The 16436-nt window shown below is 64.9% G+C and carries 17 protein-coding genes; 15 read left to right on the top strand and 2 right to left on the bottom strand.

Going from position 1 to position 16436, the window contains the following annotated elements:
* Positions 1 to 70 precede the first annotated feature (70 nt).
* Complete coding sequence (locus D2N39_RS16520; RefSeq protein WP_199725278.1) at positions 71 to 1015, top strand: phosphoadenosine phosphosulfate reductase; 945 nt, start codon at positions 71 to 73, stop codon at positions 1013 to 1015.
* A gap of 21 nt (positions 1016 to 1036) precedes the next feature.
* Here D2N39_RS16520 and D2N39_RS16525 read toward each other — a convergent pair whose 3' ends face one another.
* Together D2N39_RS16525 and D2N39_RS16530 are read right to left on the bottom strand one after the other, a co-directional pair.
* Positions 1037 to 1429 (bottom strand): lysozyme inhibitor LprI family protein, encoded by a 393-nt coding sequence (locus D2N39_RS16525; RefSeq protein WP_119135891.1) that lies wholly within the window; start codon positions 1427 to 1429, stop codon positions 1037 to 1039.
* The gene (locus D2N39_RS16530; protein ID WP_119135892.1) at positions 1429 to 1782 is read right to left on the bottom strand and encodes a GFA family protein; all 354 of its coding nucleotides are present in this window, start codon (positions 1780 to 1782) and stop codon (positions 1429 to 1431) included. Before D2N39_RS16530 ends, D2N39_RS16525 begins: the two co-directional genes overlap by 1 nt.
* Positions 1783 to 1875: 93 nt before the next feature.
* On the opposite strand from D2N39_RS16530, the gene pyrC reads away from it, so the two are divergent.
* From pyrC to D2N39_RS16600, 14 genes are all read left to right on the top strand, one after another.
* Positions 1876 to 2916 (top strand): dihydroorotase, encoded by a 1041-nt coding sequence (pyrC, locus tag D2N39_RS16535; protein WP_119135893.1) that lies wholly within the window; start codon positions 1876 to 1878, stop codon positions 2914 to 2916.
* 131 nt (positions 2917 to 3047) lie between these two features.
* A complete protein-coding gene (locus D2N39_RS16540) occupies positions 3048 to 4397 on the top strand; it encodes a calcium-binding protein (protein ID WP_119135894.1) in 1350 nt (449 codons plus the stop codon).
* 109 nt (positions 4398 to 4506) lie between these two features.
* A complete protein-coding gene (locus D2N39_RS16545) occupies positions 4507 to 5184 on the top strand; it encodes an orotate phosphoribosyltransferase (protein ID WP_119135895.1) in 678 nt (225 codons plus the stop codon).
* 299 nt (positions 5185 to 5483) lie between these two features.
* Positions 5484 to 6971 (top strand): replicative DNA helicase, encoded by a 1488-nt coding sequence (locus D2N39_RS16550; protein WP_119135896.1) that lies wholly within the window; start codon positions 5484 to 5486, stop codon positions 6969 to 6971.
* A gap of 132 nt (positions 6972 to 7103) precedes the next feature.
* The gene (gene alr, locus D2N39_RS16555; protein ID WP_119135897.1) at positions 7104 to 8165 is read left to right on the top strand and encodes an alanine racemase; all 1062 of its coding nucleotides are present in this window, start codon (positions 7104 to 7106) and stop codon (positions 8163 to 8165) included.
* A 5-nt stretch (positions 8166 to 8170) separates the two neighbouring features.
* On the top strand, positions 8171 to 8941 hold the full coding sequence (locus D2N39_RS16560) for an MlaE family ABC transporter permease (protein ID WP_407645595.1): 771 nt from the start codon (positions 8171 to 8173) through the stop codon (positions 8939 to 8941).
* Positions 8938 to 9684 carry an ABC transporter ATP-binding protein gene (locus tag D2N39_RS16565; protein WP_119135898.1) on the top strand — a complete coding sequence of 249 codons (747 nt, stop codon included), beginning with the start codon at positions 8938 to 8940 and terminating at the stop codon, positions 9682 to 9684. Before D2N39_RS16560 ends, D2N39_RS16565 begins: the two co-directional genes overlap by 4 nt.
* A gap of 175 nt (positions 9685 to 9859) precedes the next feature.
* Positions 9860 to 10654 carry a DNA repair protein gene (locus tag D2N39_RS16570; RefSeq protein ID WP_119135899.1) on the top strand — a complete coding sequence of 265 codons (795 nt, stop codon included), beginning with the start codon at positions 9860 to 9862 and terminating at the stop codon, positions 10652 to 10654.
* 46 nt (positions 10655 to 10700) lie between these two features.
* Positions 10701 to 11117, top strand: a complete 417-nt coding sequence (locus D2N39_RS16575; protein ID WP_119135973.1) for a paraquat-inducible protein A — start codon at positions 10701 to 10703, stop codon at positions 11115 to 11117.
* Positions 11114 to 12091, top strand: coding sequence for an LLM class flavin-dependent oxidoreductase (locus D2N39_RS16580; RefSeq protein WP_119135900.1), 978 nt, complete (start codon positions 11114 to 11116; stop codon positions 12089 to 12091). The genes D2N39_RS16575 and D2N39_RS16580 overlap by 4 nt, the downstream gene beginning before the upstream one ends.
* Positions 12091 to 13446, top strand: coding sequence for a DNA repair protein RadA (gene radA / locus D2N39_RS16585; RefSeq protein WP_054303230.1), 1356 nt, complete (start codon positions 12091 to 12093; stop codon positions 13444 to 13446). Before D2N39_RS16580 ends, radA begins: the two co-directional genes overlap by 1 nt.
* A gap of 19 nt (positions 13447 to 13465) precedes the next feature.
* Positions 13466 to 14062 (top strand): CvpA family protein, encoded by a 597-nt coding sequence (locus D2N39_RS16590; protein WP_119135901.1) that lies wholly within the window; start codon positions 13466 to 13468, stop codon positions 14060 to 14062.
* A gap of 78 nt (positions 14063 to 14140) precedes the next feature.
* Positions 14141 to 15616 (top strand): amidophosphoribosyltransferase, encoded by a 1476-nt coding sequence (purF, locus tag D2N39_RS16595; protein WP_119135902.1) that lies wholly within the window; start codon positions 14141 to 14143, stop codon positions 15614 to 15616.
* 124 nt (positions 15617 to 15740) lie between these two features.
* Complete coding sequence (locus tag D2N39_RS16600; RefSeq protein ID WP_119135903.1) at positions 15741 to 16400, top strand: SDR family NAD(P)-dependent oxidoreductase; 660 nt, start codon at positions 15741 to 15743, stop codon at positions 16398 to 16400.
* Positions 16401 to 16436 lie beyond the last annotated feature (36 nt).

Raw genomic sequence — 16436 nt, forward strand, 5'->3', positions numbered from 1 at the left:
GCCCTTTGGTCACGCGACACTGGCAGGGTATGTGTGAAGACCCGAATTGATACGATTGGATACCGAAGCGATGACCGTAGCCGAAACAGACCGCAGTGCCCGTTACGACGCTTCGGCGGCAACCGATCTTGCGTCATGGGCGGCCCGTCTGGAAGAAATCACCGAGGAAGAGGGGTATTTCGAGCCTCTGGGCGCCCGTCACTTCGCCTTCTTCGCCGATGAAGGGCCGACGCTTCTGGTAACCTTTGAGACGCTGGACGAAATCCGCGCCCGGCCGAACCAGATGCCGGCGGGCTGCGATGCCGTGACGCGCAACGGCTGGTCGCATCTTTGCGTCATCGCGGATGGCGAGACCTGGTATCGAGACCCAGCGGTCTGGCGCTATTTCGACCGGCTGGTCGATGACGCCTTCTTCGAGGATTTCGACCGCGTGGTGTTTCATGGCACCGGGATGGCCGGCTATGCGGCTTGCGCTTTTTCAGTCTGCGCACCGGGAGCGACGGTGCTGACCATCCATCCGCGCGCCACTCTGGACCCGGCCATCGCCCCCTGGGATCGCCGCGACCTGTCGAAGCGCAGGCTGGATTTCACCTCGCGCTATGGCTATGCCCCCGACATGGTGGAGGGCACGGGCGAGGTGTTCGTGATCCACGATCCGCACAGCCTTGAAGATTCCATGCATGCGGCGCTGTTCACCAAACCCTTCGTGACCAAGCTGCGCACCCCCTGGCTGGGCGACAAGGTGCCGGACAGCCTGACCGCGACCGGCATCCTGCCTGTGCTGATCGACGCCGCGGGGGAAGGGCGGCTGACCCCTGCCCTGTTCGCCCGCGAATGGCGCAAGCGGCGCGACCATGGCCCCTATCTGAAGGCGCTGCTGCACCAGACCGAAACGCGCGGCCAGACCCGGCGGTCTCTGGCAATCTGCCGTTCGGTGGTGGAGCGGATGAATGCCCCGCGTTTCCGCCGCCATGTCGCCACGCTGGAGGCGCGGCTGGCGGAAGAAACCGCCTGAGGCCAGCGCCTCAGGCGGGCCTCAGGGCGCGGTGGCCAGCGCCGCCAGATCCCCGGTGCGCTGATCGGTCAGCCGCGCAAGGCAGCTATAGACCAGCATAGGTTCCGCCGATCCGCCGTGCATCAGATAGCCTTCCGCAGCACAGGCCGCGTCGCGGAACTCGATCCATGCCCGCTGCGCCTTTTTCAGATACTCGGCCGCACCGCGCTGATCGGCGGGCAATTCCGCATCCATCCGCTGCAACAGCGCCCGTGCCTCTTTATAGGCCGCGTTCAACGCCACATCGGCACGATTCCAGTCCTGTTCCGCACAATAGGTCATTTCCATCTGGAAGGTCGGGTTGGCACAATCGACCTCTTGCGCGGCGGCAGGCAGCGACAGGGCCAGCAGGGCAAGGGAGGCAGGTTTCAGCATCAAAGCGCCTTTCCGTCATAGGCATAGGCCCGCGTGGCCACTTCGCGCGGGTCCACACCATCAAGGCAATTGACGTTGACTGCCACCATCTCGGACCCGTCCGGGGATTTGCCGGTCGAAAAGCTCTGTATCCCGCAGGTCTTGCAGAACAGGTGGTGGATGACATGCTTGTTGAACTGATATTCGGCCAGATTGTCGCCGCCCTGCTCCAGCACGAAATCCGCCGCCGGGGCAAAAACCAGCACCGAACCCAGCTTCTGACAGCGCGAGCAGTTGCAGGTCACCGGCTGGTCAAGGCTCGCCTCGACATGATACCGCACTGCGCCGCACTGGCAGCCCCCTTCATACCGCATCGTCACCTCCTGTTCGGTTCCGGGCGCAGACTAGGCGCAGGCGCCTCCCCGAATCCACTGGAAAATCGGCGCGGCTTGCGGTAGCGCCGTGGCATGACCCAGAGCCTCACCCTCCGCCGCCCCGATGACTGGCACCTGCACCTGCGCGATGGCGCAATGTTGCAGGGTGTGTTGCCCGAAACCGCCCGCCATTTCGGCCGTGCAATCATCATGCCGAACCTCGTGCCGCCGGTGGTGACCGGGGCGCAGGCGGCGGCCTACCGCGACCGCATCCTTGCCGCCCTGCCCGAAGGTGCCGCGTTCGAGCCGCTGATGACGCTTTACCTGACCGAAGATACCGATCCGGCGGATGTGCGCGCAGCAGCCGAAAGCGGACTGGTGAAAGCGGTGAAGCTTTACCCGGCCGGCGCCACCACCAACAGCCATTCCGGCGTGCGGAACTTTGACCGCGTGCGCGGTGTGCTGGAAGTGATGGCCGAAATCGGCCTGCCGATGTGTGTGCATGGCGAGGTGACGACGGCGGAGATTGACATCTTCGACCGCGAGGCGGTGTTCATTGACACGGTGCTCGATCCGCTGCGCCGCGCGACGCCCGGTCTGCGCGTGGTGATGGAACATATCACCACCGAGGAAGGCGTGGCCTATGCCCGTGCCGGTGGCCCCGATCTGGGCGCCACGATCACCACCCATCACCTGATCATCAACCGCAATCATATCCTCGTGGGCGGGATCAAGCCGCATTACTATTGCCTGCCGGTCGCCAAGCGCGAAAAGCACCGTCTGGCGCTGCGCGCGGCGGCAACCAGTGGCGAGGGCTGCTTCTTCCTTGGCACCGACAGCGCGCCGCATGTCGATGCGCTGAAGGAACATGCCTGTGGCTGCGCCGGGTGCTTCACCGCGACCAATACCATGTCCATCCTCGCCCATGTGTTCGAGGAGGAGGGCGCGCTGGACCGGCTGGAGGCCTTTACCTCGCTGAACGGTCCGGCCTTCTACCGCTTGCCGGTCAACCCCGGCACGATCCGGCTGGTGAAGCACGAAACGGCACATGCCTATCCGTCGAAGATCATCACCGAGGCCGGGCCGGTCACGGTGTTCGACCCCGGCTTTCCCCTGTTCTGGGGCGTCGCCTGAGCAGCGCAACTGCACGTCAGCCCAAGTTTCCGGGTTGACAGCGCGCTACCGCACAGACCAGCCTGAGGCAATCATGGCGCCGAACATGGTTCGGCGCCTTTCCATTCAATGGATTGCAGGCGGGAGGCCCTATGACCACGATCACGCTGACCGGCCTTCGGGTCGGACATATTGACGGCGACAGCGTCAGCACCGGCGAAAGCCAGTTGATGATCACCATTCCCAGCCGGAAGGCGACCTTCAGCTACAGCATCACGGGCTTCGACGAAAACCTGCCGGTCATCGAACTTGACAAGGCGATGCCGCAGATCCTGCTGGACTGGCAGCCGCTGGGCGACCTGGAAAACGATTATGACCTGACGGCCAGCATTGCCGCCGTCACCTGGGGCGGCAAGAAGTCCACCGTGCTGGTGCTGAACCTCGAAACCGGCCCGGCCAGCGACAGCAGCTATATCTTCACACTTGACGGCGCGCCTGTTCCCACCGGACTGAGCGTCAGCGAATGGGAGGCGCTGGACGACAGCATCACCGCCGTCGGACGCGCGACCGGCACCCTTGCGGCTGGCAAGACGATTCGCTGGACCAGCCTTGACCGCGACAGCATCACCGAGGATGACGAGATCATCGGCACCACCGGCCGCGACAGGCTGTCGGGCGGCGGCGGGGATGATTATTTCTATTCCAGCAAGGGCAATGACACTTATCTGGGGGGCGCGGGTTACGATCAGGTCACCTTTGATCAGGATCCGGCCGGGGTGATCGCCAGCCTTGCCATGGGCCGCGCCACCGATGGCTGGGGCAACAAGGACGTTCTGAAAAGCATCGAGATGCTGCGCGGCTCGAACCATGCCGACAAGCTGACCGGCGATGATGGCGACAACATCATCCGGGGGCTTGGCGGAGCCGATACGCTGGACGGCGGCAAGGGCTATGATCAGGTCCGCTATGACCGGGACAACCGCCATACCGGCGGCGACAATGGCGTGACGGTGAACCTTGGCAAGGGCTTCGCCATCGACGGGTTCGGGGACCGCGACACCATCCGCAATTTCGAGGCGGCGCGCGGCAGCGACCTCAACGACCGGCTGACCGGATCGCGCCGTGCCGATACACTGGAGGGTGAAAACGGCAATGACCGGCTGGTCGGTCTGGGTGGACGTGATTCCCTCGATGGCGGCGATGGCAATGATACGCTGGACGGTGGCGCGGGCAACGACACCCTGCGCGGCAACATCGGCGAGGATCTGTTCATCTTCCGCGGCAATTTCGGTGATGACGTCATCACCGGCTTCGGCTTCGAGTCGAAGGTCGAGAAGATCAGCCTCGCCGGGGTTTCCTCGATCACCTCGTTCCGCGATCTCAGCCGCAATCACCTGAGCGAAGTCGACGGCAACGCGGTCATCAGCGATGGCAAGGGCAATACGATCACCCTGATCGGGGTCGAAAAGGCCGATCTTTCGGCGGGCGACTTCCTGTTCTGACCGCTTCTGAACGCCGCCGCCGGGGCCAGGCGCAGCCCCGGCGGTCTTTCCTTTCGGCGCGGGCTCGGCTAAGTCGCAGCCACGCCGCCACCCCGCCGAAAGGACCGCCATGATCACCGCTGCCTTCCCCCCGAAAGAAGAAATCGCCCGCCTGACCGCCCGCGCCTTCTTGGAAATCGGCGCGGTGCATTTCAACGCGCGCGAACCCTTCACGCTGGCCTCCGGCCTGCCCTCACCGACCTATATCGACTGCCGCAAGCTGATCTCCTATCCGCGCATCCGTTCGATGCTGATGGATTTCATGGCCGTCACCGTGATGCGCGACGCCGGGTTCGAGGCTTTCGACAATGTGGCGGGCGGGGAAACCGCCGGCATCCCCTTCGCCGCGCTGGTGGCCGAAAGGCTGGCGCTGCCGATGACTTATGTGCGGAAAAAGCCCAAGGGCTATGGCCGCAATGCCCGGATCGAAGGCGCGATGACCGAAGGCCAGCGCGTGCTTCTGGTCGAGGATCTGACCACCGATGGCGGCTCGAAACTGAGCTTCGTCGATGCGATCCGCGAAACCGGCGCGACCTGCGGCTGGACCTCGGTGATCTTCTACTACGGCATCTTCAAGGAAACCGAGGCGCGGCTGGCCGAACATGGTGTGCGGCTGAGCTATCTCTGCACCTGGTGGGACATGCTGGCCGAGGCGCGCGCGCAGGGCAGTTTCGACGCCGAGACGCTGGCCGGGGTGGAGGAATTCCTGAACGATCCGCGCGGCTGGCAGGACGCCCGCAAGGGCTGAGCCCCATCGGCGGAACCACGCCGAGGCGAGGCGGCCGCCTGTGGGCGGATCGGGATAACTGCCCCGCCGAATCGCGCGGGTTTCGGTTTTTTCTGCCCTTCGCACCGCATCATGTGGTAGTATCATGGCGGCGCTCCACAAGGGGGCGTTGGCGGGCCAAATCAATCCACAGGCTTATCCCGCCACTTATGCGCCCTGTTTTACAAATTGCCCGAGCCGCGCCTCACAGGGTATCGCAGGGCGCGGGCGGCAGGCGCCAAACAAAAACGACAGGCCGACAGGCCGGGGCACGGGGTTTTATGAACGAGATCACGGCAGTCAAATCGGCCGAGACCGAAGACACGCTTCCGCACAACATCGAAGCCGAACAACAGCTTCTGGGCGCGATCCTGACGAATAACGACGTCTATGACCGTATCGCCAGTCTGGTGAAATCGGAACATTTCTATGATCCGGTCCATGCGCGCATCTTTGAAATCGCGGCTGCCCGCATCCAGAAGAACGCACTGGCCTCGCCGGTGACACTGAAGGCGTTTCTGGAGGATGACGCGGGCCTGAAGGAACTGGGCGGCCCGGCCTATCTGGTGCGCCTTGCCGGTGCCGCGATCAGCGCCTTTGCCGCGCGCGACTATGCGCAGATGATCTATGATCTTGCGGTGCGGCGCGAGTTGATCGGGCTGGGCCGCGACATTTCCGCCAAGGCAGCCAAGGTCGATCTGTCCTCGGAACCGCGCGAACAGATCACCGAGGCGGAACAGCGGCTTTACAAGCTGGGCGAACAGGGCGTGGCCGAACGCGGCTTCCAGTCCTTCCTCAAGGCGGTGACCGAGGCGGTGAACAGCGCCAATGCCGCCTATCAGCGCGGCGGCGGTCTGGCGGGTATTTCCACCGGGCTGATCGACCTCGACAAGAAGCTGGGCGGATTGCACGAAAGCGACCTGATCATCCTCGCCGGGCGCCCCTCGATGGGGAAAACCTCGCTGGCGACCAACATCGCCTTCAACGTGGCCAAAGCCTATCGCCGGGGCCGCAAGACCGATGGTCAGGAAGGTGCGGTCGACGGTGGTGTCGTGGGTTTCTTCAGCCTCGAGATGAGCGCCGAGCAGTTGGCTGCGCGGATTCTCTCGGAAGCCTCGGAAGTGCCGTCGGAAAAGATCCGCCGGGGCGACATGGAGGAATTCGAGTTCCGCAAGTTCGTGGACGCCGCGAAAGAGCTGGAATCCTGCCCGCTTTACATCGACGACACGCCCGCCCTGCCGATCAGTCAGGTCGCCGCCCGCGCCCGCCGCCTGAAGCGGACGCACGGGCTGGATGTTTTGATGATCGACTACCTTCAGCTTCTGAAAGGCTCGTCCAAAGGCTCCGAGGCGAACCGGGTGCAGGAGGTCAGCGAGATCACGCAAGGCCTGAAGGCCATTGCAAAAGAGCTGAACATCCCGGTCATCGCGCTGTCACAGCTGTCGCGTCAGGTGGAAAGCCGCGAGGACAAGCGTCCGCAATTGAGCGACCTGCGCGAATCCGGCTCCATCGAACAGGATGCCGATGTGGTGATGTTCGTCTTCCGCGAGGAATATTATCGTGAACGCGAAAAGCCCGCGGATCACGAGCTTGAGAAGATGGCCGCCTGGCAGGACATGATGTCGAAATGTCATGGCAAGGCCGAGGTCATCATCGGCAAGCAGCGCCACGGCCCGATTGGCACGGTGGAACTGAGCTTCGAGGGCCGTTTTACCCGCTTCGGCAATCTGGAGAAGCACTGGGAGCCGCGTGGCGACGAGGGGTTCTGAGGCTCGGGCCCGCCGCCTTGCGCGGCCGCAGATTTCTTCAAGGAAATTTGCAAATCCGCTGGAACGGATCTGGTGCGCCGGGCGGCCGCCATTTCCCCTTGACCTTCCCGCCCGCCCTGTCAAAACCGCTTCATGGCTACCGCGACCCTGACCATTGACCTTGATGCCATCGCCGCCAACTGGCGCGCGCTGGACCGGATGAGTGACCCGACCACCCAGACTGCTGCGGTGGTGAAAGCCGATGCCTATGGGCTTGGCGCCAAACGCGTTGTGCGTGCGCTGGCCGAGGCCGGGGCGCGGCGCTTCTTCGTGGCGGTGGCCGAGGAAGGCGCCGCCGTGCGGCAGGCGCTTGGCCCCGGCCCGCAGATCTGCGTGCTGTCCGGCCATATGGCCGGCGACACCGAGATGGTGCATGACCTCGACCTGACGCCAATGCTCAATTCGGTGGAACAGATCACCCGGCATCTGGAAAGCCTGCCCGGCCATCCATTCGGCATCCAGCTTGACACCGGGATGAACCGTCTGGGGCTGGAAGCCCCGGAATGGGAGGCGGTGGCGGCGCTGGTGCTGGAACAGGGCCCGGAACTGGTGATGAGCCATCTGGCCTGCGCCGACGAGCCTGATCACCCGCTGAATGCCGCACAACTGGCCGAATTTCACGCCATGACCGACGGCATCGGTGTGCCGCGCAGCCTTGCGGCAACCGGCGGCATCCTGCTGGGGGCGGATTACCATTTCGAACTGACCCGCCCCGGAGTGGGTCTGTATGGCGGCCGCCCGTGGGAAAGCGCGCAGCCGGTGGTGGCCCTGGCCCTGCCGGTCATCCAGATCCGCGAGGTCGCGGCGGGCGAGATCGTGGGCTATTCCTGCGGCTATACTGCCGAGGAGCCGCGGCTGATCGCCACCGTTGCCGCTGGCTATGCGGACGGGCTGACCCGGCGCTATTCAAATGCGGCGACGCTGTGGGACGGGGCGGTGCCCTGCCCCGTGGTCGGCCGCGTGTCGATGGACCTGATCACTGTCGATGTCAGCCATCTGCGCGACATCCCCCGCACGCTGGACCTGCTGGGACCGATGCAGGGGGTGGATGATCTGGCCGATATTGCCGGGACCATCGGCTATGAGGTGCTGACCTCGCTGGGCCATCGCTATACCCGCCGTTACGCCACCACCGCCACCCGGGGGCAGGTGTGAGCCTTCTGTCGCCGGTTGCCGCGCTGGGGCGCGTGACGCTGGGTCTGCTGGCGCATCTGGGCCGGGTGGCCATCTTTGCCGCGCAGGTGGTCAGCCACATCTTCCGCCCGCCGTGGTATCCGCGCGAGTTCTTTCATGCGCTGATGCAGATCGGCTGGTTCTCGCTGCCGGTCGTGGGGCTGACAGCCCTGTTCACCGGCGGCGCGCTGGCCTTGCAGATCTATGCCGGCGGCGCGCGCTTCAGCGCCGAGGCGGTGGTGCCCGCCATCGTGGCCATCGGCATGGTGCGCGAGCTTGGGCCGGTGCTGGGCGGTCTGATGGTGGCGGCGCGCGTCGCCTCCTCCATCGCGGCGGAAATCGGCACGATGAAGGTGACGGAACAGATTGACGCGCTGGTCACCCTGTCCACCAACCCGCTGAAATACCTAGCGGTGCCGCGCGTAGTCGCCGCGACGCTGGCGGTGCCGGTGCTGGTGGGCGTGGGCGATGCCATCGGCATCATGGGCGGCTGGCTGGTCGGCGTGAACCGGCTGCATTTCAATTCCGCCGCCTATCTGAAGAACACAATGGATTTTCTTGAGGTCTGGGACGTGTCCTCGGGCCTGATCAAGGGCGCGGCCTTCGGCTTTCTGGTGGCGCTGATGGGCTGCTATCACGGCATGCATTCGGGGCGTGGCGCGCAGGGTGTGGGGGCTGCGACCAAGGCCGCCGTGGTGTCTGCCTCGGTGCTGATCTTCGCGGCAAACTACCTGCTGACGGAGCTGTTCTTCTCATGATCGAGCTTTCCGGCGTCCACAAGACCTTCGGCAGCAACAAGGTGTTGCGCGGCGTGGATCTGACCATTGCCAGCGGCACCTCCATGGTCATCATCGGCGGTTCGGGCACCGGCAAGTCGGTGCTGTTGAAATCCATTCTCGGGCTGGTGACGCCGGATGCGGGCCAGATCACGCTGGACGGGCAGGATGTGACGCGGGGCGACCGCGATGCCTTTCTCGCGCGGTTTGGCATGTTGTTTCAGGGCGGCGCGCTGTTCGACAGCATGCGCATCTGGGAAAACGTCGCCTTCCGCCTGCTGCGTGGCACGCTGAAACGGCCCAAGGCCGAAGCGCGCGAGATCGCCATTGAAAAGCTGCGCCGCGTCGGCCTTGGCCCGCAGGTCGCAGACCTTTATCCGGCAGAGCTTTCGGGCGGGATGCAGAAGCGCGTCAGCCTCGCCCGCGCCATCGCGGCCGAGCCGGAGATCATCTTCTTCGACGAGCCGACCACCGGGCTGGACCCGATCATGTCGGGCGTCATCAATGATCTGATCCGCGAGATCGTGACCGAAATGGGCGCGACCGCCATGACGATCACGCATGACATGTCCTCGGTCCGGGCCATCGCCGACAATGTGGCGATGCTGCATGGCGGCAAGGTGCGGTGGACCGGGCCGGTTTCGGAAATGGATGCGACGCCAGACCCTTACGTCCAGCAGTTCATCCATGGTCGCGCCGAAGGCCCCATCGAATCGCTGCGCTGATCACGGCCGCGCCCTCGCCGGTTTCCCGCTCTGATTGCACCCGGCGTTTCCGCCGTGGAAACAATACATGCGATCCACTGGATTTTTCAGGCGTTTTCCGCAATCATGGCGAAAATGTGTTGCCTTTGAGGCGTCGAGCGGAATTCTGGAACAAATTCGTTAACGGGGGTTTCGCATGTTCGACAGTCACGGTCCTCTGGTCCGGCAGGCCCAGGGCGTTGCACAATCCCTCGCTTTCGGGGCCATCGTCTCGGTTACCGCTTTCCTCTGCCTTTCCAGCCTGCTGGCGGCGCTTGGTCAGATGCCATGGCCGAGCATGACACTGTCATGGGGCGATGTGCCGCTGCCCGATGCCGGCATGTGGGTGCAACTGGCGCTGACCCTCCTGATGCTTTGTATCTGCTTCTTCATCCCGGCAAATGCCCGCATGGCGAAGCTGGAAAAGACCCATCGGTCGTTCCAGATCGGGATGGAAGATGTGAAGCGCGCCTACAGCCTTGCCCATGCCGCCGACCGGACAGGCGTGTTCAGCCTGTCGAACGAGTTCGAATCGATGCGACAGCGGATGGAGCTTCTGCGCAGGCACCCCGACCTGCGCCATGTTGAACCCGAGCTGCTGGAACTGGCGGCGCAGATGTCCTTCCAGTCGCGCGATCTGGCCCGCGCCTATTCCGATGACAAGGTGAACCGCGCGCGCGAATTCCTGAAGGCGCGGCAATCCGATGCCGATCTGCTGGCGGAACGTATCAAGCTGGCGCGCATGACCTGCGATGAACTCAAGCGCTGGCTGACCGATGTGGAGGCCGAGGAACGCCGCAACCATACCCAGATCCGGCGGCTGGAGGCCGATCTGCGCGAGGTTCTACCCGCGCTCGGCTATGATTTCGACGAACCGCGCGAGGCGAATGTGGTGCCGCTGGCGCTGCACAACGGCAAGACCGACGGACCGAAGAGCGACGGGCTGCACTGATCGGGGCGCCTTGCGGCGGCCCGCATTTGCCCCCATGGTCGCGGCCATGTCGCGCTATGTGAATCTCGCCCTTGTGCTGCTGTTCCCCGTATCCTGGTTCGCGCCGCTGCTGCGCGCAGGGATCTTGCCGGTGTTCGGCCTGTCGGAAATCTCGGTCATTTCCGGGCTGCAATCCTTGTGGCAAAGCGATGCCGTGCTGGCGCTGGTCGTCACTTTCTGCGCGGTCTTTGCGCCCATGATGAAGGTTCTGGGTCGCGCCTTGCGTGATTTCGGCCTGCTGGACGTGCGTGCCGAACCGGCACTGGCCGTGCTAGGCAAGTTGGCCATGGCCGATGTGTTCCTGATCGCGCTTTATGTCGTGATCGTGAAGGGCGTGGGGCTTGCCACGGTCGAGGTGGCATGGGGACTTTACCTGTTCACCGCCCTCATCCTGATCTCGCTGTTTCTACGGAGCCCGAAATGACCCGTCCCCCGCTGTCGCTGCTCGATCTGACCCGTGTGCGCGAGGATCAGGGGCCCGCTCAGGCGCTGCACAATGCGGCATCTGTTGCAGCGCATGTCGAATCGCTGGGCTTTGCCCGCTACTGGGTGGCAGAGCATCACAATATGGTCGGCGTCGCCTCGGCCGCGACGCCCGTGGTTATCGCCCATGTCGGCGCCGCGACCTCGCGCATCCGCATTGGCGCAGGGGGCGTCATGCTGCCCAATCACGCGCCCTATGTGGTGGCCGAACAATTCGGCACGCTGGCGCAACTGTTCCCCGGCCGGATCGACCTTGGCCTTGGCCGCGCGCCGGGCACCGACGGCGCGACGCTGATCCGCGCGCTGCGCCGCAACCCGCATGGGGCCGATCATTTCCCGCAGGATGTGGTGGAGCTGATGGGCTGGTTCGCGCCCGAAAACAATCTGGGCATCACCGCCGTTCCCGCCGCCGGGACCGAGGTGCAGACCATCATCCTCGGCTCGTCGCATTTCGGTGCGATGTTGGCCGCCGAACTGGGCCTGCCCTATGCTTTCGCCTCGCATTTCGCCCCTGCGGCATTGCATGAGGCGCTGCATCTTTACCGCGCGCATTTCAAACCCTCGGACCGGCTGAAGGCGCCGCATGCCATCGTTGCCGCCAATGTGGTCTGCGCCGAAACCGAGGCCGAGGCGCGGCATCTGTTCACCACCATGCAGAAGGGCTTTCTGGGCCTGATCCGCAACAACCGCCGCTATCAGATGCCGCCCGGCGATCTGGACTGGACGCCGCGCGAACAGGCGCATGTGGCAGCAATGCTCAGCAGCCATGCCGTCGGCACCCCGGATCAGGTGCGCGCGGGGCTGGAAGGGATCATCGCCGCCACGCAGGCGGATGAGCTGATCCTCGTCACCGATACCTGGGATTTCGAAGCGCGCAAACGCTCGCTGACCCTGACCGCCGAGGCGTGGGTCTGATGGCGAAGGCAACGGTCAGCTACGTCTGTTCCGCCTGCGGGGCGGCCTATACCAAATGGGCGGGCAAATGCGACGCCTGCGGGGCGTGGAACTCCATCGCCGAGGAAGCGGCCCTGTCCGCCGGGCCCAAACCCACCGCGCGCGGTCGCACCATCCCCCTGACCGATCTGGCGACCGAGGAAGCCCCGCCGCCCCGCGCCCAAAGCGGCATTGGCGAGCTGGACCGCGTGCTGGGTGGTGGCCTCGTCCCCGCCTCGGCCATTCTGGTCGGTGGCGATCCGGGCATCGGAAAATCGACGCTGCTTCTGCAAGCCGCCGCCAGTTTCGCACGCAAGGGGCTGAAATGCCTGTATATCTCGGGCGAGGAAGCGGCGGCGCAGGTCCGCATGCGCGCGCAACGCCTTGGCCTGCAACAGGCCCCCGTCGGCCTTGGCGCCGAAACCAACCTGCGCGACATCCTGACCACACTGGATACCGAACGCCCGGCACTGGCCATCATTGATTCGATCCAGACCATGTGGCTCGATAATGTCGAAAGCGCACCCGGCTCGGTCAGCCAGGTGCGCGCCGCCGCGCATGAGTTGGTAAACTTCGCCAAACGCCGCGGCACGGCGGTGGTGATCGTGGGCCATGTGACGAAGGAAGGCGCCATTGCCGGACCCCGCGTGCTGGAACATATGGTTGATACCGTCCTTTATTTTGAGGGCGAGCGCGGCCACCAGTTCCGCATCCTGCGCGCGGTGAAGAACCGCTTTGGTCCCGCCGATGAAATCGGCGTGTTCGAAATGGCAGGCGACGGGCTGACCGAAGTGCTGAACCCCTCGGCCCTGTTTCTGTCGGACCGCGAGGCCGCCACCCCCGGCTCTGCCGTCTTTGCCGGGATCGAGGGCACGCGCCCGGTGCTGACCGAGATTCAGGCGCTGGTCGCGCCCTCCAACCTCGGCACGCCGCGCCGCACGGTCGTCGGGCTCGATTCGGGGCGGCTTTCCACCATCCTCGCGGTGCTGGAGGCGCGTTGCGGCATCCCCTTCGCCGGGCTTGATGTCTTCCTGAACGTCGCGGGCGGCATGCGCGTCACAGAACCCGCCGCCGACATGGCCGTGGCCGCAGCACTTCTGAGCGCGCGCGAGGATGTGGCAATTCCGCCCGACATGGTGCTTTTCGGGGAAATCTCGCTGTCAGGTGCCCTGCGTCCGGTCGGCCAGACCGAAAACAGGTTGAAAGAAGCGGCGAAACTTGGTTTTTCACAGGCGACACTGCCCGCCCGGTCGAAATCCGGGCAGGCCGAGGGAATGCGCCTGCGCGAGATGGCCGATCTGACGGCCCTTGTCGGCGAAATGTTCGGGGCAGGATAAGCCCCGAGGGGAGACGGGAATGGAAGGTTTCACCATCATTGACGGCGTGGTGGCCGGGGTCATCGTGCTGTCGGCGATCCTCGCCTATTCGCGCGGTCTGATCCGCGAGGCCATGGCCATCCTTGGCTGGATCGGCGCGGCACTGCTGGCCTATCTGTTTGCCGCCGAGGCACAGCCACTGGTGAAGGAACTGCCGGTCGTCGGCCCGATGCTGGCGGACAGCTGCGAACTTTCGGTCATCGCCGCCTTCGCCGCCGTCTTTGCCGTGGGGCTTGTGGTCGCCGCGATCTTCACGCCACTGCTGTCGGGCTGGGTCAACCAGACGATGCTCGGCGGTCTCGACCAGGGGCTTGGCTTCCTGTTCGGCGTCATTCGCGGCGTCGTCCTCGTCGCCATTGCCTTCATCGTCTATGACCGTGCGGTGGCCGACAATTCCATCCCCATGGTGGACAACTCGCGCTCGGCCAAGGTTTTTGCCTCGTTCCAAGGGAATATCGACGATCAGATCCCCTCGGATGCGCCGGGCTGGATCGTCAGCAAATACGAAGGGCTGGTGGGGATCTGTGCCGCCCCGACACAACCCGCCTCACCCGAGGCCCCGGCAGCGAACAACTGAATGTGTAAGGGGCGTGACACTCACGCCCCTTCGCATTACATGGGGCGCGAAAGCCCCCCTCGGATTCGGAGAGCCACCATGCGCGCCATCCCCGGCACCCCTTTCGACCCCGTCGAGGACGGCGACAAGCTCAAGGAAGAATGCGGCGTCTTCGGTGTGACCGGCGTCAGCGATGCCGCAAACTTCGTGGCGCTTGGCCTGCATGCCCTGCAACATCGCGGGCAGGAGGCCGGTGGCATCGTCACCTATGACCCGGAACAGGGGTTCAACTCGGCCCGTCGCTTCGGCTATGTGCGCGACAATTTCACTCGCGCCGATGTCATGGCCACCCTGCCCGGCGCGCTGGGCATCGGCCATGTGCGCTATTCCACCGCCGGTTCCAAAGGCGCGACAGCCATCCGCGACGTGCAGCCCTTCTTCGGTGAGTTTTCCATGGGCGGCGCCGCCATCGCCCATAACGGCAACCTCACCAATGCCGCCGCCCTGCGCAAGGAGTTGATCGAGCGCGGCTCGATCTTCCAGTCCTCCTCGGACAGCGAATGCATCATTCACCTGATGGCGCGCTCGATCCAGAAGAACATCGCCGAACGCATCAAGGATGCGCTGCGCCGGGTGGAGGGCGCCTTCTCGGTGGTCGCCATGACGCGGACCAAACTGATCGGCGTGCGCGATCCGCATGGCGTGCGCCCGCTGGTGCTGGGCCGGATCGGGGACAGCGGCTGGGCCCTCTCGTCCGAAACCTGCGCCCTTGACATCATCGGCGCCGAATTCGTGCGCGAGATCGAGCCGGGCGAAATGGTGGTGATCGAGGGCAACAAGGTCGAAAGCACCCGCCCCTTCAATCAGGCCGCCTCGCGCTTTTGCATCTTCGAACAGGTCTATTTCTCGCGCCCCGATTCGATCCTGCAAGGCCGCTCGGTCTATGAAACCCGCCGCCAGATCGGTGTGGAACTGGCGAAGGAAGCCCCGGTCGAGGCCGATCTGGTCTGCCCGGTCCCGGACAGCGGCACCCCCGCCGCCATCGGCTATTCACAGCAATCCGGCATCCCCTACGCCATGGGGATCATCCGCAACCAATACATGGGCCGCACTTTCATCGAGCCGACCGACGCGATCCGCAACATGGGCGTCCGGCTGAAGCTGAACGTGAACCGCGCCCTGATCCGGGGCAAGCGCGTGATCCTCGTGGACGATTCGGTGGTGCGCGGCACCACTTCGCGGAAGATCAAGGACATGATCCTCGACGCCGGGGCCGCCGAGGTGCATTTCCGCATCGCCTCGCCACCGACCGCCTGGCCCTGCTTCTACGGTGTGGACACGCCCGAACGCTCCAAGCTCCTTGCCGCCACCATGACGGAAGACGAGATGCGCGACTGGATCGGCGTTGACAGCCTGAAGTTCATCTCGCTCGACGGGCTTTACAGGGCTGCGGGCGAGGCGGCGGGCCGCGATCCGAAATCGCCGAAATTCTGTGACGCCTGCTTCTCGGGCGAATACCCCATCGCGCCATCGGACAAACTCGCCGAAGGCTTCGAGATGAAGGCCGCCGAATAAGCCCTGCGCGGCCGCGTCGCAGCCGCCGCTCTTGTCCTTTCATCTTGGCTCAAATATCCCACGGGGGTCCGGGGGTGTGAAACCCCCGGGGGCAAACGCATTCCCCCGGCTGGAGGTCACCCCGATGAGCCAACGCATCGCAATTGTCACCGGCGCTTCGCGCGGTCTCGGCGCCGCCATGGCCGAGGAACTGGCCTGCCGGGGCTGGCATGTCGTCGCGGTGGCGCGCACCACTGGCGGGCTGGAAGAGGTGGATGACCGGGTGAAGGCTGCCCGCCAGCCCGGCGCGGGCGAGCTGACCCTCGCCCCCATGGACATCACCAATGACGATGCCATGGCGCATCTGTGCCGCGCGGTCTATGACCGCTGGGGCCATGCCGATCTCTGGGTCCATGCCGCCATCCATGCCGCCCCGCTGGCCCCGGCGAACTTCCTTGATGTGAAGGATTGGGACAAATCCATCGCCACCAATGTGCGGGCGACCGGCGTGCTGATCCCGATGATGGAGCCGCTGCTGCGCGGCTCCGACCAGGCAACGGCGCTGTTTTTGGACGATCCGCATGGCGGCGAGATGTATTACGGCGCTTATGGTGCCACCAAGGCGGCGCAGATCGCGCTGGCGCGATCCTGGCAGGCCGAGGCCGCCAAGGTCGGGCCGCGTGTGCTGATCGAAACGCCCGCACCGATGGCCACCGCCACCCGCGCCCGCTTCCACCCCGGCGAGGACCGCAGCGCGCTGGCGGATGTGCGGGCCGAGGCAGCGCGTCTGGTCGCGCTGATCTGAGACCGGCCCTCGCGGCAGATGTGGGACGGCGGCGGC

It is taken from the genome of Gemmobacter lutimaris (assembly GCF_003570715.1).
Taxonomy (GTDB): Bacteria; Pseudomonadota; Alphaproteobacteria; order Rhodobacterales; family Rhodobacteraceae; genus Gemmobacter; species Gemmobacter lutimaris.

Coding starts and splice junctions, on each gene's coding strand:
- D2N39_RS16520 (WP_199725278.1), top strand. CDS start 71: ATGACCGTAGCCGAAACAGACCGCAGTGCCCGTTACGACGCTTCGGCG.
- D2N39_RS16525 (WP_119135891.1), bottom strand. CDS start 1,429: ATGCTGAAACCTGCCTCCCTTGCCCTGCTGGCCCTGTCGCTGCCTGCC.
- D2N39_RS16530 (WP_119135892.1), bottom strand. CDS start 1,782: ATGCGGTATGAAGGGGGCTGCCAGTGCGGCGCAGTGCGGTATCATGTC.
- pyrC (WP_119135893.1), top strand. CDS start 1,876: ATGACCCAGAGCCTCACCCTCCGCCGCCCCGATGACTGGCACCTGCAC.
- D2N39_RS16540 (WP_119135894.1), top strand. CDS start 3,048: ATGACCACGATCACGCTGACCGGCCTTCGGGTCGGACATATTGACGGC.
- D2N39_RS16545 (WP_119135895.1), top strand. CDS start 4,507: ATGATCACCGCTGCCTTCCCCCCGAAAGAAGAAATCGCCCGCCTGACC.
- D2N39_RS16550 (WP_119135896.1), top strand. CDS start 5,484: ATGAACGAGATCACGGCAGTCAAATCGGCCGAGACCGAAGACACGCTT.
- alr (WP_119135897.1), top strand. CDS start 7,104: ATGGCTACCGCGACCCTGACCATTGACCTTGATGCCATCGCCGCCAAC.
- D2N39_RS16565 (WP_119135898.1), top strand. CDS start 8,938: ATGATCGAGCTTTCCGGCGTCCACAAGACCTTCGGCAGCAACAAGGTG.
- D2N39_RS16570 (WP_119135899.1), top strand. CDS start 9,860: ATGTTCGACAGTCACGGTCCTCTGGTCCGGCAGGCCCAGGGCGTTGCA.
- D2N39_RS16575 (WP_119135973.1), top strand. CDS start 10,701: ATGTCGCGCTATGTGAATCTCGCCCTTGTGCTGCTGTTCCCCGTATCC.
- D2N39_RS16580 (WP_119135900.1), top strand. CDS start 11,114: ATGACCCGTCCCCCGCTGTCGCTGCTCGATCTGACCCGTGTGCGCGAG.
- radA (WP_054303230.1), top strand. CDS start 12,091: ATGGCGAAGGCAACGGTCAGCTACGTCTGTTCCGCCTGCGGGGCGGCC.
- D2N39_RS16590 (WP_119135901.1), top strand. CDS start 13,466: ATGGAAGGTTTCACCATCATTGACGGCGTGGTGGCCGGGGTCATCGTG.
- purF (WP_119135902.1), top strand. CDS start 14,141: ATGCGCGCCATCCCCGGCACCCCTTTCGACCCCGTCGAGGACGGCGAC.
- D2N39_RS16600 (WP_119135903.1), top strand. CDS start 15,741: ATGAGCCAACGCATCGCAATTGTCACCGGCGCTTCGCGCGGTCTCGGC.